The sequence below is a fragment of the Alphaproteobacteria bacterium genome (genome assembly GCA_016699735.1).
Classification (GTDB): Bacteria; Pseudomonadota; Alphaproteobacteria; order Micavibrionales; family Micavibrionaceae; genus JAGNKE01.
This window is the reverse complement of the sequence record CP065008.1, coordinates 1189499-1215552: the sequence shown is the minus strand read 5'-3', so window position 1 is coordinate 1215552 and position 26054 is coordinate 1189499. Positions and strand designations below refer to the sequence as shown.

General features: G+C 57.1%; 24 protein-coding genes. 12 read left to right on the top strand and 12 right to left on the bottom strand.

The annotated features are described in order from the left end of the window. Window positions 1–35 precede the first annotated feature (35 nt). Window positions 36–887 (bottom strand): phosphoribosylaminoimidazolesuccinocarboxamide synthase, encoded by an 852-nt coding sequence (locus tag IPN28_05830; protein QQS58335.1) that lies wholly within the window; start codon window positions 885–887, stop codon window positions 36–38. A gap of 148 nt (window positions 888–1035) precedes the next feature. Here IPN28_05830 and IPN28_05825 point away from each other — a divergent pair, with 148 nt between their 5' ends. From IPN28_05825 to grxD, 5 genes are all read left to right on the top strand, one after another. Next, window positions 1036–1356: a DUF1476 domain-containing protein gene (locus IPN28_05825; protein QQS58334.1), complete on the top strand. Its 321-nt coding sequence runs from the start codon at window positions 1036–1038 to the stop codon at window positions 1354–1356. Then, complete coding sequence (locus tag IPN28_05820) at window positions 1353–2480, top strand: hypothetical protein (protein QQS58333.1); 1128 nt, start codon at window positions 1353–1355, stop codon at window positions 2478–2480. The genes IPN28_05825 and IPN28_05820 overlap by 4 nt, the downstream gene beginning before the upstream one ends. A 6-nt stretch (window positions 2481–2486) precedes the next feature. Beyond that, window positions 2487–3815 carry a hypothetical protein gene (locus IPN28_05815; protein QQS58332.1) on the top strand — a complete coding sequence of 443 codons (1329 nt, stop codon included), beginning with the start codon at window positions 2487–2489 and terminating at the stop codon, window positions 3813–3815. A 371-nt stretch (window positions 3816–4186) separates the two neighbouring features. Then, complete coding sequence (locus tag IPN28_05810) at window positions 4187–4420, top strand: BolA family transcriptional regulator (protein ID QQS58331.1); 234 nt, start codon at window positions 4187–4189, stop codon at window positions 4418–4420. 31 nt (window positions 4421–4451) lie between these two features. Then, window positions 4452–4784, top strand: a complete 333-nt coding sequence (grxD, locus tag IPN28_05805) for a Grx4 family monothiol glutaredoxin (protein QQS58545.1) — start codon at window positions 4452–4454, stop codon at window positions 4782–4784. 159 nt (window positions 4785–4943) lie between these two features. Here the strand turns inward: grxD and IPN28_05800 are convergent, their stop codons facing one another. The 7 genes from IPN28_05800 to rpmJ all read right to left on the bottom strand — a co-directional run bounded on the left by IPN28_05800 (window position 4944) and on the right by rpmJ (window position 11486). After that, window positions 4944–5171 (bottom strand): hypothetical protein, encoded by a 228-nt coding sequence (locus IPN28_05800; GenBank protein QQS58330.1) that lies wholly within the window; start codon window positions 5169–5171, stop codon window positions 4944–4946. Window positions 5172–5441: 270 nt separating this feature from the next. Then, window positions 5442–6572, bottom strand: a complete 1131-nt coding sequence (gene rodA, locus IPN28_05795) for a rod shape-determining protein RodA (GenBank protein QQS58329.1) — start codon at window positions 6570–6572, stop codon at window positions 5442–5444. Then, window positions 6569–8500 (bottom strand): penicillin-binding protein 2, encoded by a 1932-nt coding sequence (gene mrdA, locus IPN28_05790; protein QQS58328.1) that lies wholly within the window; start codon window positions 8498–8500, stop codon window positions 6569–6571. The genes rodA and mrdA overlap by 4 nt, the downstream gene beginning before the upstream one ends. A gap of 6 nt (window positions 8501–8506) precedes the next feature. After that, entirely contained in the window at window positions 8507–9043 is a 537-nt protein-coding gene (gene mreD, locus IPN28_05785) for a rod shape-determining protein MreD (GenBank protein QQS58327.1), read from the bottom strand. Then, on the bottom strand, window positions 9040–9957 hold the full coding sequence (gene mreC, locus IPN28_05780; protein ID QQS58326.1) for a rod shape-determining protein MreC: 918 nt from the start codon (window positions 9955–9957) through the stop codon (window positions 9040–9042). Before mreC ends, mreD begins: the two co-directional genes overlap by 4 nt. Window positions 9958–10085: 128 nt before the next feature. Next, window positions 10086–11126 (bottom strand): rod shape-determining protein, encoded by a 1041-nt coding sequence (locus tag IPN28_05775; GenBank protein ID QQS58325.1) that lies wholly within the window; start codon window positions 11124–11126, stop codon window positions 10086–10088. Window positions 11127–11360: 234 nt separating this feature from the next. Then, window positions 11361–11486, bottom strand: coding sequence for a 50S ribosomal protein L36 (rpmJ, locus tag IPN28_05770; protein ID QQS58324.1), 126 nt, complete (start codon window positions 11484–11486; stop codon window positions 11361–11363). Between the two features lie 190 nt (window positions 11487–11676). Between rpmJ and IPN28_05765 the strand changes: the two genes are divergently transcribed. Further along, complete coding sequence (locus IPN28_05765) at window positions 11677–12894, top strand: EAL domain-containing protein (GenBank protein QQS58323.1); 1218 nt, start codon at window positions 11677–11679, stop codon at window positions 12892–12894. Window positions 12895–13810: 916 nt separating this feature from the next. After that, window positions 13811–14065 (top strand): hypothetical protein, encoded by a 255-nt coding sequence (locus IPN28_05760; GenBank protein QQS58322.1) that lies wholly within the window; start codon window positions 13811–13813, stop codon window positions 14063–14065. Between the two features lie 5 nt (window positions 14066–14070). On the opposite strand, the gene IPN28_05755 is transcribed toward IPN28_05760, so the two are convergent. The 4 genes from IPN28_05755 to IPN28_05740 are packed head-to-tail and all read right to left on the bottom strand — an operon-like array spanning window position 14071 to window position 21378. Next, window positions 14071–16410 carry an adenylate/guanylate cyclase domain-containing protein gene (locus IPN28_05755; GenBank protein QQS58321.1) on the bottom strand — a complete coding sequence of 780 codons (2340 nt, stop codon included), beginning with the start codon at window positions 16408–16410 and terminating at the stop codon, window positions 14071–14073. A gap of 12 nt (window positions 16411–16422) precedes the next feature. Beyond that, window positions 16423–17736, bottom strand: a complete 1314-nt coding sequence (locus tag IPN28_05750; GenBank protein ID QQS58320.1) for an HlyD family type I secretion periplasmic adaptor subunit — start codon at window positions 17734–17736, stop codon at window positions 16423–16425. After that, window positions 17733–19949, bottom strand: coding sequence for a type I secretion system permease/ATPase (locus IPN28_05745; GenBank protein ID QQS58319.1), 2217 nt, complete (start codon window positions 19947–19949; stop codon window positions 17733–17735). Before IPN28_05745 ends, IPN28_05750 begins: the two co-directional genes overlap by 4 nt. A 34-nt stretch (window positions 19950–19983) precedes the next feature. Beyond that, the gene (locus IPN28_05740) at window positions 19984–21378 is read right to left on the bottom strand and encodes a TolC family protein (protein ID QQS58318.1); all 1395 of its coding nucleotides are present in this window, start codon (window positions 21376–21378) and stop codon (window positions 19984–19986) included. Window positions 21379–21575: 197 nt separating this feature from the next. Between IPN28_05740 and IPN28_05735 the strand changes: the two genes are divergently transcribed. The 5 genes from IPN28_05735 to IPN28_05715 all read left to right on the top strand — a co-directional run bounded on the left by IPN28_05735 (window position 21576) and on the right by IPN28_05715 (window position 26044). Next, window positions 21576–22826 carry a Re/Si-specific NAD(P)(+) transhydrogenase subunit alpha gene (locus IPN28_05735; GenBank protein QQS58317.1) on the top strand — a complete coding sequence of 417 codons (1251 nt, stop codon included), beginning with the start codon at window positions 21576–21578 and terminating at the stop codon, window positions 22824–22826. Between the two features lie 12 nt (window positions 22827–22838). Continuing rightward, the gene (locus tag IPN28_05730; GenBank protein ID QQS58316.1) at window positions 22839–23252 is read left to right on the top strand and encodes an NAD(P) transhydrogenase subunit alpha; all 414 of its coding nucleotides are present in this window, start codon (window positions 22839–22841) and stop codon (window positions 23250–23252) included. Between the two features lie 12 nt (window positions 23253–23264). After that, a complete protein-coding gene (locus IPN28_05725; GenBank protein ID QQS58315.1) occupies window positions 23265–23960 on the top strand; it encodes a metallophosphoesterase family protein in 696 nt (231 codons plus the stop codon). After that, entirely contained in the window at window positions 23953–24591 is a 639-nt protein-coding gene (locus tag IPN28_05720; GenBank protein QQS58314.1) for a CDP-alcohol phosphatidyltransferase family protein, read from the top strand. The genes IPN28_05725 and IPN28_05720 overlap by 8 nt, the downstream gene beginning before the upstream one ends. Window positions 24592–24655: 64 nt before the next feature. After that, a complete protein-coding gene (locus IPN28_05715) occupies window positions 24656–26044 on the top strand; it encodes an NAD(P)(+) transhydrogenase (Re/Si-specific) subunit beta (GenBank protein ID QQS58313.1) in 1389 nt (462 codons plus the stop codon). Window positions 26045–26054: the final 10 nt, after the last annotated feature.

Below are 26054 nucleotides of genomic sequence, written 5' to 3'. Positions count from 1 at the left end.
CTTGTAAATATCTAATTAGCCTCGACCTTTTCCACTTAAGCCTTCCTCGGTTTCCCCGGGTTGAGTTCGCGCAGGCGGCGTTGCTGGGAGAATTCGTTCTCGATCAGGGAGAGCTTGTCGGCCATCGTCTCATCGAGGCTGCCGCCGCTCATGATATCCTGCGGCACGAGGCCGAGGCGTTCGGCGATGTAATGGTAGCCCTTCACCTGATCGGGGAGATCGAGACGAAAACGATCCTTGTCCATTTTCTCCCTGGTCTTTTCATCCCAGAGGCGGCAATTATCCGGCGAGATTTCGTCAGCGAGGAGGATGTAGAGTTCGCCGTGTTCGCCCCACAGCCGTCCGAATTCCAGCTTGAAATCGACTAGCATGACACCAAGGCCCGCGAAGAAGCCGTTGAGGTAGTCGTTCACGCGCCAGGCCATGGCCACCATTTCCTCCAGCTCGTAGGTATCCGCCCACCCGAAGGTGATGATATGATCCTCGCTGATCATCGGGTCGTTCAGTTCGTCGTTCTTGTAATAAAATTCGATCAGGGGGCGGCCGAGAACCGCGCCCTCCTTGATGCCCAGACGCTTGCAGAGCGAACCGGCGGCGATGTTGCGGACGACGAGTTCGATGGGGATGATGTCCACGGCGCGGACGAGCTGTTCGCGGGCGTTGATCGAGCGCAGGAAATGGGTCGGGATCCCCGCCCCCTCCAGCCGCGTCATGATATGGGCGGAGATGCGGTTGTTCAGCACGCCCTTGCCCGCGATAATCGCGTGTTTCTTTCCGTTCAGGGCGGTGGCGTCGTCCTTGAAGTGCTGAATGACCGTGCCGGGGTCCGGCCCCTCGAACAAAATCTTGGCCTTGCCTTCGTAGAGTTTCTTTTTACGTGGTGCCATTGTGCGACCTTTGTCCTTCTCTCCTGATATCTTTGCCGTATTCTTCCGGGCTGCGCCCCTTCATATAACAATGGATTTCAGAGGATTCAAATGGTAGAAATAGCCCGACACACGTTTTTGTTGGTTTTTTACTGCTGGAGAGCCGCTTATGACCACTTTCGATGACAGAGAACAAGCTTTTGAGAGAAAATTCGCGCACCAGGAAAAGGTGGATTTCGCCGTGGAGGCCCGCACCTCCAAGCTGTTCGGCCTGTGGGCCGCTGAAAAGCTGGGGATCACGGGCGATGCCGCCACGGCTTACGCGCAATCGGTTGTTGCCGCGAATCTGGAGGAAGCCGGGTTTGAAGATATCCTCCGCAAGGTTCGCAAGGATTTTCAGGATAAGGGCGTCGAGATTTCCGACCATCTGATGAATGTCGAACTGGACAAGGCCTTGGCCGAGGCGCGCAAGCAAATCCAGAATTCGTGATCCTCATGCAGCTTTATGGAAAAATTATCAAGAGCGGCCTGATCGGGGCCGCTTTTTTGTGTCTTGTGTCCGGCGCGGCGTTCGCGGTCAACCCGTTTGCGGTCAAAGCCAAAGGCGATAAGACGCTTTCTCTTCTTCAGGAACGGGCGGGGAAAGGCTGCTCCGTCGAGGCGATCATGCCGAAAATCCAGCAGGTCAAGCCGCTGGGCGATGCGGGGAAGCTGGATGAGGCCGATGCACTTCTGGACGAGATTCTGGCGTGGTTTGCACAAACGCCGTGCGGGGATGGTGACAAAACCGCCCTGCCCGACACTCCCGTCAATACCGATTGGAGTCACGATCAGGTTGTGACGATCAATGGCTATAGCGGCGATGCGATGGAGCCGTTTATTTCCCGCGACGGGGCGTATCTTTTCTTTAACGATGATAAAATCGCCGATAAGGAAAAGGATATGTTCTGGGCGAAGCGGGTGGACGACACGACTTTCGCTTTTCAGGGCGAGATCGAGAACGTCAATAGTTCATATGTGGACGGCGTGCCGAGCATGGACGATCACGGGCGGTTTTTCTTTATGTCGGCGCATAAATACGGATTTTTTAACAAGACCACAGTTTATAGCGGAATTTTCAAGGACGGGGCCGTGGAGGAGATCGTTCCGCACGACCGTCTGGCGCTCGGAAAACTTGGCTGGCTGAATATGGATATCGAGATCAGCGCAGACGGGCGGACGCTTTATTCCACGCAGACGCATTTCGAGGGCAGTGTTCCGGTGGAATCCTATTTCTTTTATGCGAAGAAAGACGGCGATTCATTTGTGCCGCAGGAGGACTCGGCGAAGATTTTTGCGACGCTGAACAAGGATAAGGTCGTCTACGCGGCCTCTATTTCACGGGACGAGAAGGAAATTTTCTATACGCGGCTGCTGCCCGGTCTGATCTTCCAGAGCCTTGTCGCCAAGCGCACGAATAAGGACAGCGCATTCGGGGAGCCGGAGGTGATCGCCGTGATTACGGGGTTTGCGGAAGCTCCGGCGCTGAGCGCCGATGAGACGATGCTTTATTATCACAAGCGAAACGAGAAGACGGGCAAATTCGAGATCAGGGTTTTGCAGCGGAAGAGGTGAGATTCGATGGAGCTTCTGGTTATCCTGCTCGGCGAGTTTTTGTTTTTTCCTTTTCTGGGGGCTCTGTTCGCCGCCGTTAATTTGTTCGTTTGCCTGTTCAGCGGCTTTCTTCAGTTCATTTTCAGCGCTCCTTTACCCCTGCCACAACAGGCACTTGTTGGTGAAACAGAAAAAGCCCTGCTCCGGCATGGTTTCATGAAGCCCATGAAGGTGATCCTGACCCTCTGCGCGATTTTTTTTCTGCTGACGCTTCTGGCTTTTGCTGTGATGAACCAGTTTTTTTTCGAGCCGACGGTGCGTTCGATCGCGGCGCAGATCGCGCAGAAAAAGGGCATGGAGATTTCCTTTGCCGCCGCACAGGGCAATTTGTTCAGCGGCACACTGGTTCTTGACGGGCTGACGGTGAAAAGCTCGAAAGGCACCAGGGCGGATTTCGATGTTGAGGCCAAGAGTGTCGCCCTCGATGTCAATGTTTTCAGCCTGCTCTCCTCCGCGATTATCATAGAGAGTTTGCGCGTGGACGGTGTCGCGGGCGATATAAGCATGAAAGCCAGAGACGTGACCGCTCTGCCCTCCCCAGCCCAGCAACAAGCCGACGAACCGCTGAAGCCGAAAAAGGCTTTCGTTATTCATGATTTGTCGATCCTTCATGTCAGTCTTAGACTTTATAATAACAGCACAGAACCTCTTCACCTTGCGCTGAACACCCTCGAAAGCAAGCCCTTCCGAAGCCAATACGCGATTTTCGATACGTTCTTCCGGTCGAATATCCAGGGGCGTCTTGACGGGCAATGGCTGAGCATTACCTCCCGCGAAATTCCGAACGGGCGCGAGACGGAGTGGAACCTTGAGGATTTCCCGGTGGCGGCCATCGGCGCGTTCACGGACAAGGCGCCGCTGAACTGGTTTACGCGCGGGAGGCTGACCGCGCAGGTCAAGGACCGCTGGCAGGACGGGGATCATCCTGAAATCATAATGGACTGGTCGCTGCTTTTTGAGGATGCGCGGGTCGAGGCGCCCGCCGGGGCGAGTCTGCTCAGCAAGACGATGACGCTTCCCCTCATCAATTATATCAACGGGAAGACGGAGCCTGTGGATTTGAAATTCAGCCTGAGGCTCAATGAGCGCCAGTTCGAAAGCGCGTCTTCTCTGGATGCGGCGGGATTGTGGGATGCGACCGTCGCGGGGCTGTTGGAGAGTCTGGCCGTTAACGCCGGAGAAAAGAAAAAGGCGATCCAGCAGGGTGTGAAGGATAAAATCGACGGGCTTAAGGATTTTTTGAAAAAAGATGAAGACGAGCCAGAAGAAGAAGGCGAAACAAAAGCCCCGGAGTGACCCGGGGCTGAACAGCTTTTTTACGAATTAGGATTCTTGCTTTTTTTACTACACACCTTCTCTTACCAACTTATGTGCCGTTGTCCGGTTTTAACGGAGACACTAAACTGGCCTCTCACAACGCCCCGAACAGCCATGCACGTGCCGCATAGGAGCCTTGTGTGTCTTGATTGACTCCATCGTTGCAAATCGGCGTCTGCCTTCGCAAGAAAAAAATTCACAGGGGGCCGGGGTTGTATGTTTTCCGCGCTTTTGCCCCCTGTTTTGTTGCCGTGCAATATGCTATGGTTTTTCATGTTTTCCTTGAATAACCGCTGATCCGTGCCTATCTTTGCACAGAATCGGGCGGAGGATACCAACCGGAGGGTTTTATGAGCGTTGATGCTGCGATGATCGAGCAGATGATTCTTGAGGGCATCCCCGATGCCACCGTGAAGGTGGAGGATTTGCGCGGGGACGGGGAGCATTACGCCGCGTATGTCGTCTCGCCCTCCTTCGCCGGAAAGACCCGTGTGCAGCAGCACAAGATGGTGTTCGATGCGATGAAGGGGAAAATGGGGGACGAGTTGCACGCGCTGGCGCTGCAGACCTCGGTGCCGGAGTAATTTTGTTTTACAGAGAAAGGGAGTCCGCATGATGGACAATGTGGTTTTCGACCGTATCCGCAAGGAGCTCAAGGACAATGACGTGGTGCTGTTCATGAAGGGGACAGCGGCATATCCGCAGTGCGGGTTTTCCTCCGTGGTGGTGCAGGTTCTTTCGCATCTGGGCATCCCGTTCCGGGATATCAACGTGCTGGAGGATAACGATATCCGCGAGGGGATCAAGGAATTCACGGACTGGCCGACCATTCCGCAGCTTTACGTCAAGGGCGAGTTCATCGGCGGGTCGGATATCGTGCGCGAGATGTACGCGACCGGGGAGCTGCAGGAGCTTCTAGCGGAAAAAGGGCTGCTGAACGCGGCCTGATTGGCTATTGCCAAAAGCAAGATACAGGTTTCAAGTTACAAGATTCTTGATCTGCCCGCACTCCTTTTTGTCATTCCTGCGAAAGCAGGAACCTCCAAAAAAATTGAGAGCGAACGAGACTGGAGCGCGAGAAGCTTTGAGTCTTCGTGTCTTTGCGATTCAGGACCGCAAGCGCGAACGGGTCATTTTGAATCGCGAAGGCGCGAAGCGGTCTGCGGTTGTCGTTACTCCTCCGTCATTCCGGCGCAGGCCGGAATCCATTTTCTGTGCGTTACAATTTTTCACCGCAGGGGCGAAGAGACCGCAGAGTTTTTTTTGAAACACGGCGGGCACGACGATTTCCGGCTCCCCTGTCTCGTTGTCATGCCCGCGCAGGCGGGTATACATTTTTATGAACTACAGAGATAAACAGAGATTTTCGTGCGTATGGTCTCTGTTTATCTCTGTAGTCATTATTACTCGATCCCCGCTTTCGCGGGGATGACAAGGGGGGGGCGGGGATGACAAGGTGAAGCGCTGTGCGCTTTGCGTCTTCGCGGCTTGGCGATGAAAAGGCTAAAGGCGCTGTGAGGCTTTTGAATCGCGAAGACTCTAAGGCGCGAAGCAGCCTGCGCCTGCTGCACGGTTTGCGCTTAATAACGAAGAAATCCTTTATTTTTAACGCGTCACCTTGCTGTGGCGGTAGACGTGGCAGCACATGATGAGGCCGAAGCCGATGAGGGTCGAGATCATCGCCGTACCGCCGTGGGAGACCATCGGCAGCGGGATGCCCACCACGGGAATCAGGCCCATGGCCATCGAAATATTTATAAAGACGTGGAGCGAGAAATTCACCGTGAGGCCGACGGCGAGATAGCGCCCGAAATTATGGCGGCAGCGCATGGCGATCCGCAGGCAGGTCATGAAAATCAGTGCGAAGAGGCCGAGCAGAAAAGCGCCGCCGAAGAGTCCCCATTCCTCCGCCCAGAGGGTGAAGATGAAATCCGTCTGTTTTTCAGGGAGGAAGTTGAGCTTGCTCTGCGTCCCCTCCATAAAGCCCTTGCCGTAAACACCGCCGGAGCCGAGCGCGATTTTCGATTGCGTGATGTGATAGCCGGAGCCAAGCGGGTCGAGTTCCGGGTTAAGGAACACATAAACCCGCTGCTTCTGATACTCATGCATGAATTGCCAACCGATGGGAATGGCCGCAAGGCCCGCGGCGATGGCGGATATGAAAATCCACAGCGGGGCGCCGGCGATAAAGACCATCGCCGCTCCACCCATCAGGATGAGCATGGCCGTGCCCAGATCGGGCTGAAGCATAACAAGCCCCACGGGCGCGAGGATCAGAACGGCAGGGATAATCAGGAAGGTCAGGCGGCGGACCTGCTCCGGCCCTGCGCCGTGGAAGTGCCGGGCCAGCGCCATGATCACCGCGATTTTCATGATCTCGGAGGGCTGGATCTGGATGAAGCCGAGATTAATCCAGCGCTGGGCGCCCATGCCGATATGGCCCATAATGTCCACGAGGATCAGCAGAACGAAGGCCACGCCGTATAGGGGCCACGCCAGGCGGTACCACCAGCGCATATCGACCAGTGCGACGGCGCACATGATGACCAGACCGCCGCAGAAACGGATCAGTTGCTTGTCCGCCCACGGCGAGAAGCTTCCGCCCGCCGCGGAATAAAGCGAGGTCGCACCCACACCCATCACGCAGCAGAGAAGAAAGACCAGACCCCAGTTGAGATTCATGAAACGCTGGAACAGCGTTTGTTCGGGCTGAAGGAACATGGAATCGCGGATCATGCCGGCCCCTCCCGCCCCGGCTTCTTGCCGGGGGTTATGGTTTCCGGTGAAGGCTTTAACTCCTCCACCGGGCTGGTCTGCATGGCCATGGCGGATGGGTCACGGGTTTGCGCGCGGAGCAGCAGTTCCTTGGCGATGGGCGCCGCCGCCCGTGAACCGCCGACCCCGTGTTCGACGACCACGCTGCAGACGTAACGCGGGGCGTGGATCGGGGCATAGCCGACGAAGAGCGCGTGGTGGCGCTGCTCCCACGGCAAATCCTCATTCTTGACGCCTTTGGCGCGTTGTTCCTTGGTAATTCTTTGCACCTGCGCGGTTCCGGTCTTGCCGCCCATCTCCATGCCCGCCTCCACGATGCGTGAGCCGTATGCGGTTCCTCCGGCTGTGTTCACGACGCTTTCCATACCCTTGAGGATATAGGCCAGGAAATCCTCACGGACTTCGTTCATTTTTTCAGCCGGGGCGGGCGTTTTATCCTGCTCGCCGATTTTTGCGGTGATCCACGGCTTGACCGCGTATCCGCCATTGACCAGACGCGCCGTCATGACCGCGAGCTGCAGGGGCGTGGTCAGCACATAACCCTGCCCGATGGCATTGACCACCGTTTCGCCGTTGTGCCAGCGCTCCGAATAGCGGCCATATTTCCAGTTTTTGTCCGGCATGATGCCGGGGCGTTCATCCTCCAGATCGAAGCCAAGCTTGCTACCCAGACCGAAGCGGCGGCCGACTTCGGCGATCCTGTCGATGCCCATCTCTGCGGCGATGGTGTAAAAATAAGTGTCGCAGGATTTCTGGAGGGCGCCGATGATATCCACGCGGCCATGACCCTGCGGACGCCAACAGTGGAAGCGCTGCTTGCCCATCATGTAGAAGCCCGGACAGTAAACCGTGCGGTGGCCGTTGGTGACTCCAGACTCAAGGCCGGCCAGCGCTGTGATCATCTTGAAGGTCGACCCAGGCGGGTACTGACCGACGAGCGCCTTATGGCTCAGCGGCAAGGAGGTGTCGTCCAAAAGGCTTTTCCAGATGCTGGAGGGAATTCCGCGGGAGAAGAGGTTGGGATCGTAGCCGGGATGGGAGGCCATCACATAGACGGCTCCAGTCTGCGCGTCCATGACGACGGCAGAGGCGCTGCGCTCCTTGCTCAGCAGTTCGTGCGCGTAACGCTGAAGCTCGGCGTCGATGGTCAGGGTAATGCGGTCGCCCGGCGTTGCCTCTAAGCGCTTGAGTTCGCGGACCTCGCGCCCGACGACATTGACCTCAATCTCCGATGCGCCTGCCTTGCCGCGCATTTCGCCGTCATACTGTTTTTCGATGCCTATTTTTCCGATTTTGAATCCGGGCAGGGAGAGGACGGGTTCTTTTTCGCCCTCGGCCTTTAGAATATCCTCCGACACGGCGCCGACATAGCCGGTGAGATGCGAGGTTTCGAGGCCGTAGGGGTAGTTTCTGGTCTCGCCTCTTTCCACGAAAATGCCGGGAAGGTCGGGAAGATTAACCTGGATGCGGGCCACCTCCTCCCAGGTCAGATCCTCCTTGACCTTTACGGGAAGAAATTTCGGAATTTTTTTCGCCTGCTCGATGACGGAGTCGATGACCTGATTTTCGAGTGGGATCAGCTTTTGCAAAGCCTGAAGAGAGGTCCGCATATCCTCTGTCTGTTCGCGGATCATGTGGACCTGAAAATTCTCCACGTTCACGGCCAGAGGAACGCCAAAGCGATCGACGATCAAGCCCCGCGGCGGGCTGATGAGGCGCAAATTGATGCGGTTCTTGTCGGCGAGAACCTTGTAGCGATTGCCCTCCACGATTTGAAGGTAAGCGAGGCGGCCGCCGAGAACTCCCAGACCCACGATCTGCAGGCCGCCGACCAATAGCGTACGGCGTGAAAATGTCTTGAACCCTTCGTCGTCGCTGCGTCTAGCCATGGGCTCTCATCGTTTCTTGCGACGATTTCCGCCGGGCCTTTCCGGCAGAACCGTATGCGTTGCATGGAGGAGGATGCTGACAACCGGGAACAAGGCGGCGCCTAATCCTATCATGATCCCCGCCTGTTGGACGGGCGGCCAGTACAGGTTCAGCGCTCCCATCAGGAACCATTGACAAAGGATTGTGGCGACGCTGACCAGAAAAAACCCAATCCAGACGATCAGGAAGGGCTGGCCGGTGAGAAAAAGCCTCTGGTCCGTCACCAGCCAGCGCACCATGACCAAAACCAGTGCGTTCAAACCGATCGGGGCACCGGAGAGCAGATCGAGCAGAAGCCCCATGAAGAATACGAACCAGAGGGGGACCAGAGTGGGCCTGTAGGCCGACCAGTAATAAACCGCCATCAGGAAAAGAGGCGCTCCCAAACCCGAGGCCGAAAGCAACGATGGCCCCTGGACATTCACAAAAAACAGCAAGAAAATGACCAGGTACGCCACACTGAAGCGCAGGAGGGTCTGGGGCATTTCCGGGTAATCGGTCATTGCCCCCCCTCCTCTGTCTTTTGGGCCTCTTCCTTTTTCTCGGACGTAATGGGTTGCAGGATTTTCTCCGCCGGGTTCAATTTGCCGTTCATCAGCAATATCCGCACGAACTGGAGGCGGTCGCTATCGGCAAAGAGGCGCACGAGCTTGCGTCCTTCCCCGTCCGTTTCAATGCGCCCGACGGGCAGGCGGGGCGGGTAAATGCCGCCATGGCCCGAGGTAATCACCCTTGCGCCTTCGGCGATCTCGCTTTCCCGCGGGAAAAAGATCAATTCGGGGGTATCGGTGTTTACGCCCCGCATGATGGCATGGAGCGTTGTTCCCTCAATGATGATCGGGACACGCGAGTTGATGTCGGTCACGAGCAGGATGCGGGATGTGTTCTCCCCGGTTTCGATCAGGCGGCCGATCAAGCCGTCGCCGGTGAGGACGGAATCGCCCTTGGACACACCGTCCCGGGTTCCCGCCGCGACGAGAAGGCTTTTGACGAAGTTTTGACCTGAGCCTGAAATGATGCGGGCGCTCATGTATTCAAACTCGGGATCAATTTTAAGATTCAGCAATTCGCGCAAGGATTTGTTTTCCGATTCCAGGAGCAGCGCCATCTGGTACCATTCGCGCAGACGGGCGTTTTCGGATTCCAGGCGCTCAGACTCGGCGCGCAGAGCGGCGATATCGCGCACGTTGGAAAACAGGGAGGTCGCGCCGTCGAACGGCCAGGATACGAGCCTGAGGACGGGAGCGAAACGATCAGAGAGGGTTGTACGAATGCCCTCGAAAACCTGCGGGCGCAGGGTGGAGAGCAGCATGAGAACAAGGGATATGACAATCAGGATGACGGACCAGAAGGCCGTCACCGCGATGGGAAACGGCAGCACCCTGGCAATGCTTTTTGTGACCGCGTTGCGCTTCAAAGGCCGAGCACTTTCATCTGAAAAATAGTCTTGTCTTCAGTGTTAGACAAGCCCCCCTCCGATTGCAAGACACCCCTTCACGTCCGTGACGGGGTGCGACAGAGTCTTTACCAAACACACGTGAAATTTTAATACGTTCCGATCAGGACGTGCCGTAAGGCCTTTCCCGCCTCAAGCGCATGGCCGGTTCCCAATGCCACGCAAGTGAGGGGATCGTCGGCCAGCGTGATGGCCAGCCCCGTCGCATGGCGCAGAACAAAATCGAGATTGGTCAGGAGCGCACCGCCGCCGGTCAGAACAATTCCGCGGTCCACAATATCCGCCGCCAGTTCAGGCGCAGTGTGTTCGAGCGCGACCTTCACGCCTTCCACGATCTGGCCGACAGGTTCGGCCAAGGCTTCGGCAACCTGTCTTTCGGTGACCACGATTTCCTTGGGTACGCCGTTCATCAGGTCGCGGCCGCGAATTTCCATCGTGCGCCCCTCGCCGTCACCGGGCAGGCAGGCGGAGCCGATTTCCTTTTTAATTCTTTCGGCGGTGCTTTCGCCGATCAGCAGGTTATGGACGCGGCGGATGTAGGCGATAATCGCCTCGTCCATCTTGTCGCCGCCCACGCGCACGGAGCGCGAATAGACGATGCCGCCCAGAGAGATGACCGCGACCTCCGTCGTGCCGCCGCCGATATCGACAACCATGGATCCTGTAGGCTCGGTCACGGGCAGGCCGGAGCCAATGGCGGCGGCCATGGGTTCCTCGATGAGGTAGACTTCGGAGGCGCCGGCGCTTTCGGCAGATTCCTGAATGGCGCGGCGCTCAACGGCGGTGGAGCCGGAAGGCACGCAGATAATCATTTTCGGAGAAACGAAAGAGCGGCGGTTATGCACCTTGCGGATGAAATGCTTGATCATCGCCTCGGTCACTTCGAAATCGGCGATGACACCGTCACGCAGGGGGCGGATGGCCACGATGCTGCCCGGCGTGCGGCCCAACATCTGTTTGGCCTCGTTGCCGACCGCGAGGGTCTGTTTCTTGCCGCCGACGATGGACATGGCGACGACCGAGGGTTCGTTCAGGACGATTCCCTGATCCTTGACATAGACCAGCGTGTTGGCGGTTCCCAGATCGATCGCCATATCGGATGACATAAAGCCAAAAAGCCTGGAAAACATAGAAATTATGCCCGTTCGGTCAAAGAGAGATTACAATTCGTGCGGTTCTTTTCAGCTATAGCAAAAGGCCCGTGTGAATGCACTCCTTCACTATACCGAAAGACACGACTTTCAACAGTCTCGTGCATGAAATTATTTTTTCAGGCCCGCAACCGCGTTTACGCAGAAGAGGAAAGAGTGAAAAATCGCTGGAAAATCAAAGGACAAGCGCGAATACACTCCGCGCCCGCCGACCTAGCCCTGACGCGCCTTGTAGCGCGGGTTCTTTTTATTGATTACATACAAGCGGCCCTTGCGGCGAATCACCTTGCAGTTGCGGTCCCGCTTTTTCAAAGATTTCAGTGAGTTAACGACCTTCATTGTCCCAATTCCATTCGGAGCTATTCAAATTTGATGGCGGACATTAGCGGCCCACCGCCCCGATTGTCAAGGTTTCGTTCGCAAAAAACCCTCTAATGTTATGAAAAAACAGGTAAAAACCTGTCGAATTAACCAAACTCTAAGGTTCAGGGGGCATAGTATACAAAAGTGTGTGTGTGGAACCCTTCCCATGGAAAAGACCGATTCGCGTAAAGTCTTCAAGGCCGGCGAGACCATCCTGAGACAGGGTGAGGCGGGGGACTCCGCCTATATCATCGAGGAAGGGAAAGTCGAGATAAGGTTCAAGGATGCCGAGGGGCGCGAACGCGTTCTGGGCACCCGCGGGGCGAACGCCATGATCGGGGAAATGGCGATTATCGACAAGGCGCCGCGCACGGCGACCATCGTCGCTCTGGAGGATTGCAAGCTGCTGGAAATCACGCAACACGATTTTTCGCGGCGGCTGGAGAATGCCGACTCTGTTCTGAAAATGGCCACCCAAGTTATTCTGACCCGTTACCGCGATACTTTGACCCGCGCCGAAATCTGGGGTGAGCGTTATCAATGGCCGCCCGCCGAGATGGTGGAGTTGAGTTATGTCGAGAAGGCGGATGCCGTTCAGACCATCACCATTGCCAATGAATTTAAAGACGCGCTGCTGACCAAGTTCGTGCAGCTTTACTATCAGCCGATTATCAGCCTGAAAACCGGGGAGATTAAGGGCTTTGAGGCGCTGATGCGCTGGAACCATCCTAAAAAAGGGTTTATCTCCCCCGCCATCTTCATTCCCGTCGCGGAGGAAAGCGGCCTGATCATCGAGGCGAGCAAGTGGGCGCTGCGCGAGGCGTGTCATGCGCTCAAGCGGATCGAGGCGGCGGTGAACCCCGCAAACAAGCTTTATATGAGCGTGAATTTCTCCAGCGCGGATTTTTCGTCCGATGATTTCGTGAATAACGTCTATCACACGATCAGCGAGAGCGACGTAGCGCCGGAGCAAATCCACCTTGAAATCACCGAGCGCGTTTTGATCCAGCAGCCCGACCGGGCAAAGGATACGCTGCGGATGTGCCGCAAGGCGGGCATGGGCATCGCGATCGACGATTTCGGGACGGGGTATTCCTCGCTCTCCTATCTCCATTATTTCCCCATCGACACGCTCAAGATCGACCAGACGTTCGTGCGCGATATGCACAAGAACGACCACAGCCTTGCTCTGGTCAATTCCATCGTCACGCTCGGCCAGAATATGCACATGACCACGGTTGCCGAAGGCGTGGAGGTGCGCGAGGAAGCGCATAAGCTGCGCGAGATGGGCTGCGAGCTGGCGCAGGGGTATCTGTTCGCCAAACCGATGAGCGAGAGCGATCTCGTGGCGCTGCTGACGCACTGGACGCCGTTCAGGTTTTAGGGTGCCCCTCCTGCCCTTCCGGCGAAAGCGGGAATCTACTTAAAATAACTACAGAGACAGACAGAGACCGTTTGCGCGGAACGCTTTGCGGCTTTGCGATTCAAAGCCACAGGCGCAAAAGCTTCATTTGAATCGCGAAGACGCGAAGCTTACTGAGCCTATGATTATAAATCTCGATGTCATTCCTGCGAAAGCAGGAACCTGTTTGATTAACCGCAGAGGCGCAGAAGACGCAGAGTTTTTTAAACACAACGATTACAACGAACACAGCGCGTTTTCCGTTATTCCGGCGGAGGCCGGAAACCCCTTATAAAATAACTACCGAGACAGACAGTGAAAAACAGAGACTGTTTGCGCGGAACGCTTTGCGGCTTTGCGATTCAAGGCCACAGGCGCGAAGGGGTCATTTGAATCGCGAAGACGCGAAGCTTGCTGTGCTGGCCGAGGCGCTTTTGCAACAATTATGGCATTCCCGCGCAGGCGGGAAACCATTCTTTTTAACCGCAGAGGCGCAGAGGACGCGGAGTTTTTTAAACACAACGATTACAACGAACACAGCGCGTTTTCCGTTATTCCGGCGGAGGCCGGAATCCCCTTATAAAATAACTACCGAGACAGACAGTGAAAAATAGAGACTGTTTGCGCGGAGCGCTTTGCGGCTTTGCGATTCAAAGCCACAGGCGCAAAAGCTTCATTTGAATCGCGAAGACGCGAAGCTTGCTGTGCTGGCCGAGGCGCTTTTGCAACAATTATGGCATTCCCGCGCAAGCGGGAAACCATTCTTTTTAACCGCAGAGGCGCAGAGGACGCGTAGTAGCTTTAAAAAACTACGATCACGACCATCAGAAAACTTTTTTTGATTTATCTTCTTTATCACGGTATTATAATACCTCCTTGAACCCCTTGAGGTGATAACATGATAGACCTAAAAGTTTATACAGCTGTGAAGGATGGTCGCGTTTGCGGCTTAGTTACTGCGCCGCCCTCAATCAAAAATGGCAACGCAAACTTTTTTTGCCCCGAGTATGGCGTCGCACTTGAAGATGCCTATCCCTGTGCCTTAGACCTAAGCCGCGCCCTCAACACAGCACTGACAATATCCGGTGATGTTGGAATTTTTAAAAAAATGTACCCAAATGTCAGGGTGACTTTAGCTATCAAAAATAGTTAAGCAACTTACTTCTCCTTCGCCTCGAAGACGGCGTCCCAGTCCTTGGGGAGTTTTTGTTTTTTCAGTTCCGCAATGCGGGCGGCGAGCATTTTATAATATTCCTCGAAGTGGCCGCCGAGAGACGCGCCGAGCGGTTTGCAAATTTCAATCGCCTGTAGCGCGGCATCAAAATCCCGCGCGCGATATTTTTCCCGCATGGTTTCATGTTCGATGGACCATTTGCCGAAATCGGTATGACCTGCGAAATCCGCATCGCCGAGAAGCGCGTAAATCCGCACCGCCTGAGTCTTGCCGACGACTCGGATCAGGTCGAGTTCCAGCGCGGCGAAGTCGGGCACCCTTTGCCTTGTCTCCTCCGCGATGATGACGGACACGCCATAGAGTTTCGTCAGCCCCTCCAGCCTTGAGGCCAAATTCACGGCGTCGCCGAGCGCGGAATAGGCAAAACGCTGCTTCGAGCCCATGTTGCCGACCGCGCAGGGGCCGGAGGCGATGCCGATTCCGGCTTGCAAAAGGACGGGCGTTCGGTCCTGCGCCTTCGCCTCCTCCGCGATTTTGGCGTTCACGGGTTCGAGCGCCTTTTGCATCTTCAGCGCCGCCGTGCAGGCGAATTTCTCATGATGGTTTACTTCCTTCGGGGCGTTCCAGAAGGTCATCATCGCATCGCCGATATATTTGTCCACCGTGCCCTGCTCGTTCAAAACGATATCCGTCATGGCGGTGAGGAATTCGTTCATGAGGTTGATGAGCTGTTCGGGCGACAGACTCTCGGATATCCGCGTGAATTTCCTAATATCGGTGAACATGACAGTCAGCTCTCGCGTCTCCCCGCCGAGCTTGAGTTTGGCGGGGTCATTTTCGAGTTCACGCAGGACGTCTCCGGCTACGTACATTCCGAAGGCCTGCCGGATTTGTCTTCGAAGCGCCTCGGCGCGGGCGTAGGAGAAAATGATTGAGACGACGAAAATCGTGAGGACGGACAGGCCCGGATAGACGGGATCGAACAACAGGCCATAATCGACATAAAGGATATAGGCGCCGAAGAAGGACAGCGCGATCAGGGTGATACAAAGAGCGGTTGAGACCATGACGCCGACGAACGGGGCGACGAGGATGAAGAACAGTCCGGCCACGAGAATATAGACGGCCTCGGCGGCCTTGGTGATTTCGGGGCGGAGGAGGAATTTGCCCTGCTGCGCCTGCTCGATGATGTTCGCGTGGATTTCCACGCCGGGGCGGAAGGGCTGGATTGCCGTCGAGCGGAGGTCTTTCAGGCCTTCCGCGCTGGTGCCGATCAGAATGATGCGGTCCTTGAGCAAGGGTTCGACCTCTTCATGAAAGGCAGGGTCAAGAATTTTGCGGGCGGAGATGTAATCCTGCCGCTCGCAGGGGAAGCCGGGGTTCTTGGCCTCGTATTCATTGCAGAAGCGGCGGGCGTAGAGCAGCATCCGCCCGTCACGGTCGACGGGGATGGCGAGGTTGCCCATCGTGACACGGTAGGCGGCGTCGATGGCGGCCTGTTTTTCCGGGGGCACCTCCACGATCCGCACCATGCCCTTGCGGCCCAGTGTGGAAATACGCAAGGAAGAAAGACTTAGAGAGGGGTAGATGTCGGTTCCGTCGGAGAAAATGATCCCGACACGGCGGAGGATGCCGTCCTTGTCCGGCTCGGCCATGAAGCTGCCGTTATCTGCGGCGCTTTCGGAAATCAGGGGCAGGTTGTCGGCGGCGGCCTTGAAGGGCGCGGCGTGCTTGATAAAGAGCGCCTCCAGATCCTTATTGGCGAACTGGATGCGTCTTTTGTTCACGGGCTTGCCGCCGGAGCGGTCCTCCCGCCCGTAGGTAAAGCCGGAGACGAAGCGTTCGGATTCCTTGATCGCGGCGGCGAAGATGGCATCGTGATCGAACATATTGTTCATATCGTCCGCTTCGATCGCCTCGCCCCGCTTTAGCTCCTGATCGAAGAAATCGCGGGCGGTGTCGTCCTGCGGCAGGTGTTCGAGAAAATATTTCGGCGAGGTGCGGTCGGGCTCGGGGAACACGCCGTCGAAGACAATCACTTTCGCGCCCAGCATCGTCAAGTTGTTGACCATGTCCGCCAGAATGTTGCGGGGCCAGGGCCACTGGCCGTAAATGTCCAGAGAGGCTTCGTCGATGTCAATGATGCGGACGGAGTCGGCGGCGGGACGCGGCGATATCTGGTTGAAGAAATCGAAGATGTCGTTCTGGAGGCGGACGCGCATATGATGCTCGGAACCGCTGAAAAGCGTAAAAAACGCCAGAAGCACCATCAGGAAGGCATAGTGGATGGTGGTCCAGCGGTCGCGGCCGATCTTGATCTGCATGAGCCTTTTCCTCTAACGCTCGCGGAACGCCTGATCCATCGTCCGGCGCAGGGGCTTGAGCAGATAATACATGATCGAACGCCTGCCCGTCACCACGTTGACCTCCGCGACCATGCCGGGAGTGATGGGCAGAGGGTTTTCAGCGGTGCCGAGGTAATTCCGCACCGTTTTCACTTCGATCTCGAAGAGAATGTTCCCGTCTTTGTCCGTGGTGTTGTTGCCCGCGACGCGCGTGAGTTCGCCATCGAGGGAGCCGTAAATCTGGGAGTCGTAAGCGGTGATCTTGACCCGGACGGGCTGGCCGCGGCGCAGGAAGGCGACGTCGCTGGGTTTGACGTTCGCGATGATCTTGAGTTCGTCATCTAAGGGGACAATCTCGACCAAGCGCATGGCCGGTTCGACTACGCCGCCGATGGTCTTAAGCTTTATGGCGTTGACCAGACCGTCCACGGGGGCGCGCAGTTCAGCGCGATCCACGCGGTCGCCGATGGATTTGAGGTTTTCCTCCAGCCCCGCAATCTGGGTTTCGACTTCGTTGAGTTCCTCCAGCGCGGCGGATTTGAATTTATCGACCTGACTCTGCTTTTCGTTCTTCGTGGCGCTCAGATCGGCTTCCAGACCTTCCTTTTCCTTTGTGCGGGCGTTGATCTGGCCGCTGAGGTCGTTGAGTTCGCGTTCAATCCGCATGAGTTCGATTTTCGGCACGGCCTTCTTGGAGACCATTTCCTTCGTGATGGCGTGTTCCTTGCCGAGGCTGCCGCGGCTGGAGGACAGACGGCTGATCTCGGCCTTGACCTCCTCAAGATCGGCGGTCGCCTTGTTGATGCGTTCATCGAGGATGGAGAAGGAGGTGGCGAGTTCCTTCTGGCGAGAGAGATAGAGGGCTTTCTCATTCTCCGCGATCTTGGGCGCCTTTTTTATGAACTCCGCAGGGAAGGCCAGTTCCTTGCCGCCGGATTCGGCGAGAAGGCGGGTTTTCTTTCCCTGCAGAGCCAGGGACCGGGCCTCCGTCCCGCGCTCCTCGGAGGAAAACTGCACGTCGCTGATGCGGAGAAGAATTTGCCCCTTTTTCACGCGGTCACCCTCGGCGACGAGAAGCTCCTGTAAAATTCCGCCCTCAAGACTTTGGACGATCTGGACCTCCTGCGTGGGGACGACCTGCCCCTGCCCCTTGGTCAGTTCCTCGATTTTCGTGACCGCCGCCCAAAGAATAAGGACCGTGACCAGTGCCGCCAGAGAATAAAGCAACACGACCAGAGGCCTTGAGGGTTTTTCGTGGATGGCGGCCTGCAACTCGTTCATAAAATCGGTGTCGCGCACGGTCATGGGCTGCCCCCTGTGCCGACCTTGACCTGCCCGGACTGGAGGGCGGCGATGACCTTATCGCGTGGCCCGTCCATGATGACTTTTCCCTGATGCATCAGGATCAGGCGGTCTACGAGCGTGAGCATGGAGTGTTTGTGCGTGATGAGGATAAATGTGCGGCCCTGAAGGCTCTCGCGGACATAATCGCAGAAGATTTTTTCCGCCTGTGTGTCCATGGCGTTGGTGGGTTCGTCGCAGACCAGAATATTCGGATTGCCGATCATGGAACGGGCCAGAGCGATGGCCTGTCTTTGACCGCCGGAGAGAAACTGACCCAACTCGCCGACGGGGGCATCGTAGCCCAGAGGATGGGCGGAGACGAAATCATGCACGCCCGTCGCCTTTGAGACCGCCAGAACCTGCTCTTCCCCGGCCCAGGGCATTCCGGCGGTGATGTTTTCGCGCACCGTGCCGTTGAAGAGGATCACATCCTGCGCGATATAGGCCATGGCGCGGCGTAAATCCGCCGGGTCGATCTGGCGGATGTCGGTGCCGTCGAGCATGATCGTGCCCTGCGGCGGCTCGTAAAGTTTCATCATCAGACGGGCGATCGTGCTTTTTCCCGAACCGATGCGGCCGATGATGCCGACCTTCTCGCCGGGGCGGATTTCAAAGGAGACATCTTTCAGGACCGCGACGGGGGCGCCGGGATAGGCGAAAGAGACTTTCTCGAAGGCGATTTTTCCCTCCAGATCGGGACGGTGGAGGAACTGCTGGCCTTGCGGGCGTTCGACGGGGCGACTCATGATGCCGTTGAGCGTGTTCAGCGCCCCGCCCGCCTGATGGTAGCGGGTCATGAGGTTGGCGAGCTGGCCGATGGGGGCGATGGCGCGGCCCGCGAGTATGACGGTGGCGATCAATGCGCCGACGGTCAGGGTTCCGGCCTGTATCATATACATCCCGAAGAGGACGACGATGATACTTGAGGACTGTTGTGCGAACATGGCAATGTTGACGCCGAGGGATGACCAGAAGCGGGAGTCTTTAGACTTTCCGGCGCTTTCGCCCGCGTATTCGCCGTAGCGGGCGCGGAAGCGTCCGGCCGCGCCGAGGGTCTTGATCGTCTCCAGCCCCTGAATTGTTTCCACGAGCAGGCCGTGGCGGGTTTCGGAGGCCTTGCCCGCCTGCCGTACCGTGTGCTTGAGGCGGGATTGGATGAGCAGCGCGGCGATCCCGACCGCGACCATCACACCGACAAGGACAAAGGCCAGACCGCCGCCGAGTTGATATATCGCCAGCAGGAAAATCAGCGTAAAGGGCAGATCGACAAAGGCGGTGACGGTGGCGGAGGTGATGAATTCGCGCACGGCATCGAAGTCGCGCAGCATATTGGCGAAGGCGCCGCTGGAGGGCGGGCGCTCGGCGAGGCGGATATCCAGAAGCTGGTCGTAAATGCGGCGTCCGGCGCGGATATCTATACTGCGTCCGGCGAAGTCGATGAGGTAACCGCGCACGGTGCGGAAAATAAAATCAAAGCCGAAAACGATCAGCGCCCCGATGCCGAGCGCCCAGCCGGTTTCTATGGCGTTATTCGGCAGAACACGGTCGTAAATGTTCATCATCACGATGGGGCTGGCGAGCGCGAAGATGTTGATAAAGACCGAGGCCAGAATGACCATGCCGTAAATGCTTGCGTTCTCGCGGATCAGCCCCCAGAACCAGTGACGGGAGGGATCATCGTCCGTTCGCAGGGCGGCGTCATGGAATTCGGCGCGGGGGTGACAGAGGATCACATATCCCGAATAATCCTTTTCGAGGCTTTCGATGGTCACCTGCTTGACCGATCCGCTTTCGGGGATGAAGATTTTGGCCCAGCCCTCCTTCTGGTCCATGGCGGTAAGGGCGACCGCGTAACCGTCAGGAAAGGTGACGACGCACGGCAGGATGGCCGCCGGAATACGCCGCAAAGCTTCGCGGCGGGCGATTTTCGCGTTCAGGCCCAGCTTTTCCGCTGCCTCGCAGAACAGATTCGGGCCGATAGCCGACCCGTCGTCGGGCAAAATGGCGCGGATGGATTCGGCGGATTTTGCCCGCCCAAAAAATTTTGTCAGGAAGACCAGACATTCCAGAAGCGGATCGACAGAGGTTTCAGGGGTCGGAGGCTCGGTCCCGCTTTGTCCTGCAGGGGCAGAATTCGGGTTTGGCCTTGGCCGCGCTCTTGTGCGTTCGCTCATCGTCCACTGCCGTTTTCCCGTGATTTTTTCGCTCTCATGGGGCGGCCTGCGTGTTTCGGTCTTCACCGCCCGATGCGGGCTGCACTTCCGGCGCGGCGGGTGGTTCCTGTTTTGCGGAGACCGCGTCACTCAGCAGATTGCTCTTCAGGCTGCCGAGACTGGCGAGAAGCGCGTATTCGGAGACGATCAGATTGAAGCCGGAATCGGCCCGGTCGAGACGCGCCTTATAGAGCTGGCTTTCGGCGCGCATGAGATGGAGAAGGTTGACGCGGGCGCTTTCGAACTGGAGGTTATAATTCTTCAGCAGGTTTTCGTTGAGATCGACGCGCTCGGCTGCCAGAGCGTTTTTGCGTTTCACGGTGGAATAGTCCGCGTAGGATTGCCGGATGGTGCGCTCCAGAGAGCGCTTCAACTCCTCGACTTTCGCCTGCGCCTCACGCTGCTGCGCCTTGCTGCGCTCGATGGCGGATTTCTGTTCCCCTCCGGTTGCAAACTTCCAGTTCATACGGACGACGGCGCGGGCGTCCTCGACCTCGCCGCCGATCAGGTCTCTTTTATCGCTCTTGAGGTAGGACATCTCCCCCATCACATCGGGCAGATACCCCGCCTGCTCGGCCTCGACATCGAATTTGGCCGCATCGGATTCCTTACGGGCGGAGTTGATCGCGGGGTGCGATTCCAGCGCCGCGCTTAAAGCAGCGTCGATATCCTGCGGCAGGGCGGAGGAGAGGGACACGGGTTTTACGAGGCTTTCATCCGGGGCGTGGCCCGTGACTTCGGCGAACTCGGATTCCGCCTTGCGGAGTGACCCCTCATAATCATTGACCAGCGCCTTCATGACCATAACCACGTCTTCGGCCTGCTGTTTCTCCGTTTCATCGGCCAGACCTTCCTCGACCATCGCGACGATGCGCTCATGGTAAGACGTCATACTGGCCTGCTGTTCCTTCAGGAGGTCGAGCGCCTCGCGGGAGCGCATGACATCCAGATAGGACGAAGCCACGCGGAAGACGAGGCGTTCCTGGACATCGACGATATTGCTTTCGTAGGAGGCCATGCGGGCCTGCGCGGCCTCGACGCGGTTTTTGGTTTCGAACCCGTCGAAGAGATTCTGGCGCAGAGCCAGCGTTCCCTCTCCATAGCCCGAATATCCGGCGCCGCGATCAACGCTTAACCCCCGGCTAGTGGCGTTGTCCTGATAGACTCGCCCGAGTGTGGCGGAGACGGACAGTTCCGGGTAATAGTCCGACTCTTTCATCGCTTTGTCTTTTTGCGCGACTTCGTATTGCGCGGAAGCGACTTCGAGCGCCGGGTGGCTGCCGAGCGCGGACTGCACAGCTTCGGGCAAGGTTTCCGCCCGTGCGGGAACGCTTAAACACAAAGTGAGCAGGAACACGGCCCGCGCAAAAATTTTATCTCTGTCTTTCATTCTACTCTGGAACACGAGTACGCAAGAAGAATTAAGGCTTTGGAACAAGCCTGTGGTTCAAACAGGTTACGGAAGATTCTGAAGGTTTACAAGCAATGTCAAATATTCAGGACTTTCTTTCCACTGTCCTCTTCACAAAGGGGTGAAGATGGGGCATCCTTGGCCGTGAAATGCCCAACCGGAGAAGGAGTGCTTCTGTGGGACTGACGCTTTTTATTCCCAAGGAAAAGGCCGCGCACGAACGGCGCGTGGCCGTTACGCCGGAAACGGTCAAGAAACTGATTGCCCTTGGCTGGCGCGTGAGCGTTGAAACCGGCGCGGGGACAGGGTCGAGCTATACGGATGAGTCTTATAAGGCTGCCGGGGCTGAGATTGCCGGATCGGCGGCCGAGGGTTTCAAGGCGGCGGATGTTGTTCTTGCCGTTCAGGCGCCCTCCGATCTTAAGGTTATGAAAAAGGGGGCGCTGCTGATCGCGATGCTGGCTCCGTTTTCCAATAAGGACATCGTTAAAACCTCCGCTGCCGCCGGGATCACGGCGTTTGCGATGGAACTTGTGCCGCGCATCAGCCGGGCGCAGAATCTCGACGTGCTGTCGTCGCAATCCAACCTTGCGGGATATAAGGCCGTGTTGGACGCTGCGGACCATTATCCGCGCGCTTTTCCGATGATGATGACCGCGGCGGGCACGGTTCCGCCCGCGAAAGTCTTTGTCATGGGCGCGGGAGTCGCCGGATTGCAGGCGATTGCGACCGCCAAACGTCTGGGCGCGGTTGTTTCCGCGACCGATGTTCGCCCCGCCGTTAAGGAGCAAGTGGAGTCTCTGGGCGCGAATTTCGTTGCCGTGATGGATGAGGAATTCAAGCAGGCGGAAACCTCCGGCGGTTATGCCAAGGAAATGTCTGATGACTATAAGAAAAAGCAGGCGGATTTGATCGAGCAGCATATCGCCAAGCAGGACATCGTCATTACCACCGCCCTTATTCCCGGACGCCCCGCGCCGAAGCTGGTGAACAGGAAGATGGTTGAGAGTATGCGGCCCGGATCGGTGATCGTCGATCTGGCGGTCGAGACAGGCGGAAATTGTGAACTTTCCAAAGCCGGAGAGGTCGTTGATTCCCAGGGCGTTTCGATCGTCGGGCATCTGAATGTACCGAGCCGGCTGGCGGCGGATGCGTCGGCGCTGTATTCGCGGAACCTTTTGAATCTTCTCACTCTTATTATCGACAAGGAGAAGAAAGAGCTGGCGATCAACTGGGACGACGAGATCGTCAAAGGGGTTGCCCTGACCAAGGACGGTGAAATTATTCACCCGCAATTCGCCCAGGCGAAAGAAGAAAAATCCGAGAAGACGGAAGAGACCGAGAAGAAGCCGAAGAAAGCCAAGAAAGAGGCTGAACCCAAGGCGGACGAGGCCGGGGACGCCGATCTGAAGGAAAAGAAAGCCTAACAGGAGATACGCATGGACACGCAAAATAATTTGCAGGAAAACGCCGCCGATATTCTCGGCCAGATGCAGGAGCTTTCGGATAAAATCTCCGCGCTGGCCCTGCAAAGCGGGCAGGTCGCGGCGGATACCGGAGCCGGAGCCGAGCCGTTCATCGTTACGGGACTCACGGTTTTCGTGCTGGCCTGTTTCGTGGGGTATCATGTGGTGTGGCGGGTGACGCCCGCCCTGCACTCTCCGCTTATGGCGATCACGAACGCTATTTCCTCGGTCATCATCGTCGGTGCGCTGCTGGCCGTCGGGCCGATGGACGGGCCGGGGTTTTCGAAATTTCTGGGATTCCTTGCCGTGATTCTTGCCTCGGTCAATATTTTCGGCGGCTTTATCATCACGCAGCGGATGCTGCATATGTTCCAGAAGAAGGGTTAGCGGCTGGAGGTCATGGCCAACGGCGCCGTCATTTCCGATCTGCATCTTTTCGCCCGTCGCACCGAAACCCACCGTATTATTGAGACTCTTCTTGAACTTCCCGCCGATCTTGAGCATTTGGTGCTCAACGGGGATATCGTCGATTTCCGCTGGTCGTCCTATCCTTCCGAAGCCGAAACCGTTGCGGCGGGAAAACTGTGGCTGCAAGGGCTGCTGGAGCAGCGGCCCGCTCTGCGTGTTTATTATGTCATGGGCAATCACGATTGCTCGGCGCCGTGGGCGGAGGCGCTGGATCAACTCTCCCCGGAGCGGTTTACGTGGTCGCCGACTCATGTGAAGCTTGGGTCACATCTGTTCCTGCACGGCGATCTGGTGACGGGGGAGAAGAACCCGTTTATCCGGGTGTTGACGTCCTCGCACAAGCACTTTGCCTCCTCGGGCGCTTTGGACCGGTTTTACCATGCGCTGATCCATACCAAAATTCATGTGGGCGTCAGCCGGATGCATGGGCCGGAGCGTTATGTTCCGAAAGTCGAGCGGGCGTTGCGAACTTATGGGGCGGATTTTCTTTATGATACTTCCGACATTTATTTCGGGCATACGCATGAGCCGTTTTCGGATTATGAATATAGGGGGCTGCGGTTTCATAATACCGGATCAGCGGTGCGTCACATTAAAATGCAGGCGTTGAGGTTTCGACATGAGTGATTCTGAAAAACCGGAAGAAGAAGGACAAAAAGAAACCAGGGGCGATTGTTATGCCGAGGGTGAGCGCGGGTTCATGGACTGGAACCAAAGTCTGCGCGGGCGGGTGCTGCGGCCCGTGCTTAAGTTTTTGAACGATCACGATATCACCCCCAATACGCTGACGCTCTTTTCGCTGCTGGCGGGGTTGCTGGCGGCTCTGGCCCTGCCGTTTCTGAATATCCTGGGGCTGGTTCTCCTGCTGGTTCATGTGTTGCTGGACGGGATCGACGGGCCGTTGGCGCGGTCTACGGGAACGGCCTCGAAAAAGGGATCGTTCACCGATACGGCCAGCGACCAGATTGTGGTCTTCGCCGTCATGCTGGCGCTGGTGTCCATGAATGCGGCGGGCGCGGCGGCGGCGATGGTTTACGTTTTCTCCTATACGGTGGTTGTCGGGTTTGCGATCATCCGCAACCGTCTGAACATCCCTTATAGCTGGCTGATCCGTCCGCGTTTTATTGTGTATGCTTGGATTCCGGTGTCCTTCTGGCTTGCGCCCTTGTGGACTCTGGACTTTTTGCTCTGGTCGTGTAACGTGTTGCTGGTTGCAAAAGTCGTCACAGGCTTCTTGAAAATCAGGGAGAAAATATGAGTGCCTCTTCCCTGAATTTCCAGATTTCTGCGCGGCTCTTATAGAGAATAAAGGATCGCCCGTTATGGTCTTATCGTCGCTTGCCTATCTTGCCGCCTCGGTGCTGTTCATCCTTGCGCTGCGGGGGCTTTCGCATCCGGTGACGGCGCGGCGCGGCCTGCAATACGGTATGGGCGGGATGGCGCTGGCCATTCTGACCACCCTGCTCTCGCCGCACGTGAATACCTATATGCTGATCGTGCTGGGCATTGCCATCGGCGGCGCCATCGGCACGACGATTGCCAAGAAAATCGCCATGACGGAGCTGCCGCAGCTGATGGCCGCGTTTCACTCTCTGGTCGGACTCGCGGCGGTGTGCGTGGCGGCAGCGGCTTTCTATAATCCCGTGGCCTACGGGATCGGCACGGCCAACGACATTCATCTGTCCAGCCTGATCGAAATGGCACTGGGCGCGGCGATCGGGGCGGTGACCTTTACGGGGTCGATTGTGGCGTGGGGGAAATTGCAAGGCACGATTTCGGGCAAGCCCGTGGTGTTCGAGGGGCAGCACAAGCTGAATGCCGGGCTTGGTGTTTTGCTGGCGCTTTTGATCCTCATGCTGTGCCTGACCGGGTCGGGGTTTTATTTCTGGACGGTCGTGCTTGTGTCCCTGGCGCTGGGTGTGCTGATGATCATTCCTATCGGCGGGGCGGATATGCCGGTGATCGTTTCGATGCTGAATTCCTATTCGGGATGGGCGGCGGCGGGCATCGGGTTCACGCTGCATAATAATTTGCTGATCGTCACGGGGGCGCTGGTCGGCGCTTCGGGCGCGATCCTCTCCTATATCATGTGCAAGGGGATGAACCGTTCGTTCTTCAATGTCATTCTCGGCGGGTTCGGCGGAGAGCAGGCGGCGGGCGCGGCGGCGGCTCATGGAGACCGCAATGCAAAAATCGGCGCCGCGGATGATGCCGCCTATATCATGAAGAACGCAGCGCGGGTGATTATCGTGCCCGGATACGGGATGGCGGTGTCGCAGGCGCAGCACGCGTTGAGGGAAATGGGCGATATTCTCAAAAAAGCGGGCGTTGATGTGAAATACGCGATCCATCCGGTTGCGGGGCGGATGCCGGGGCATATGAACGTGCTGCTGGCCGAGGCGAACGTGCCCTATGACGAGGTCTTCGAGATGGAGGATATCAACCGCGATTTCGCGCAGGCGGACGTGGCGTATGTCATCGGGGCGAACGATATCACCAACCCGTCGGCCAAGACGGATCCCTCCTCCCCCATTTACGGGATGCCGGTTCTGGATGTCGAAAAATCCAAGACCGTGCTGTTCGTCAAGCGGTCCATGGGCTCGGGTTATGCCGGGATCGACAACCCGCTGTTCTTCGAGGCGAATACGCTGATGCTGCTGGGAGATGCCAAAAAGATGACCGAGGAGATCATCAAGGCTCTGGAGCATTGATTTTTACTCT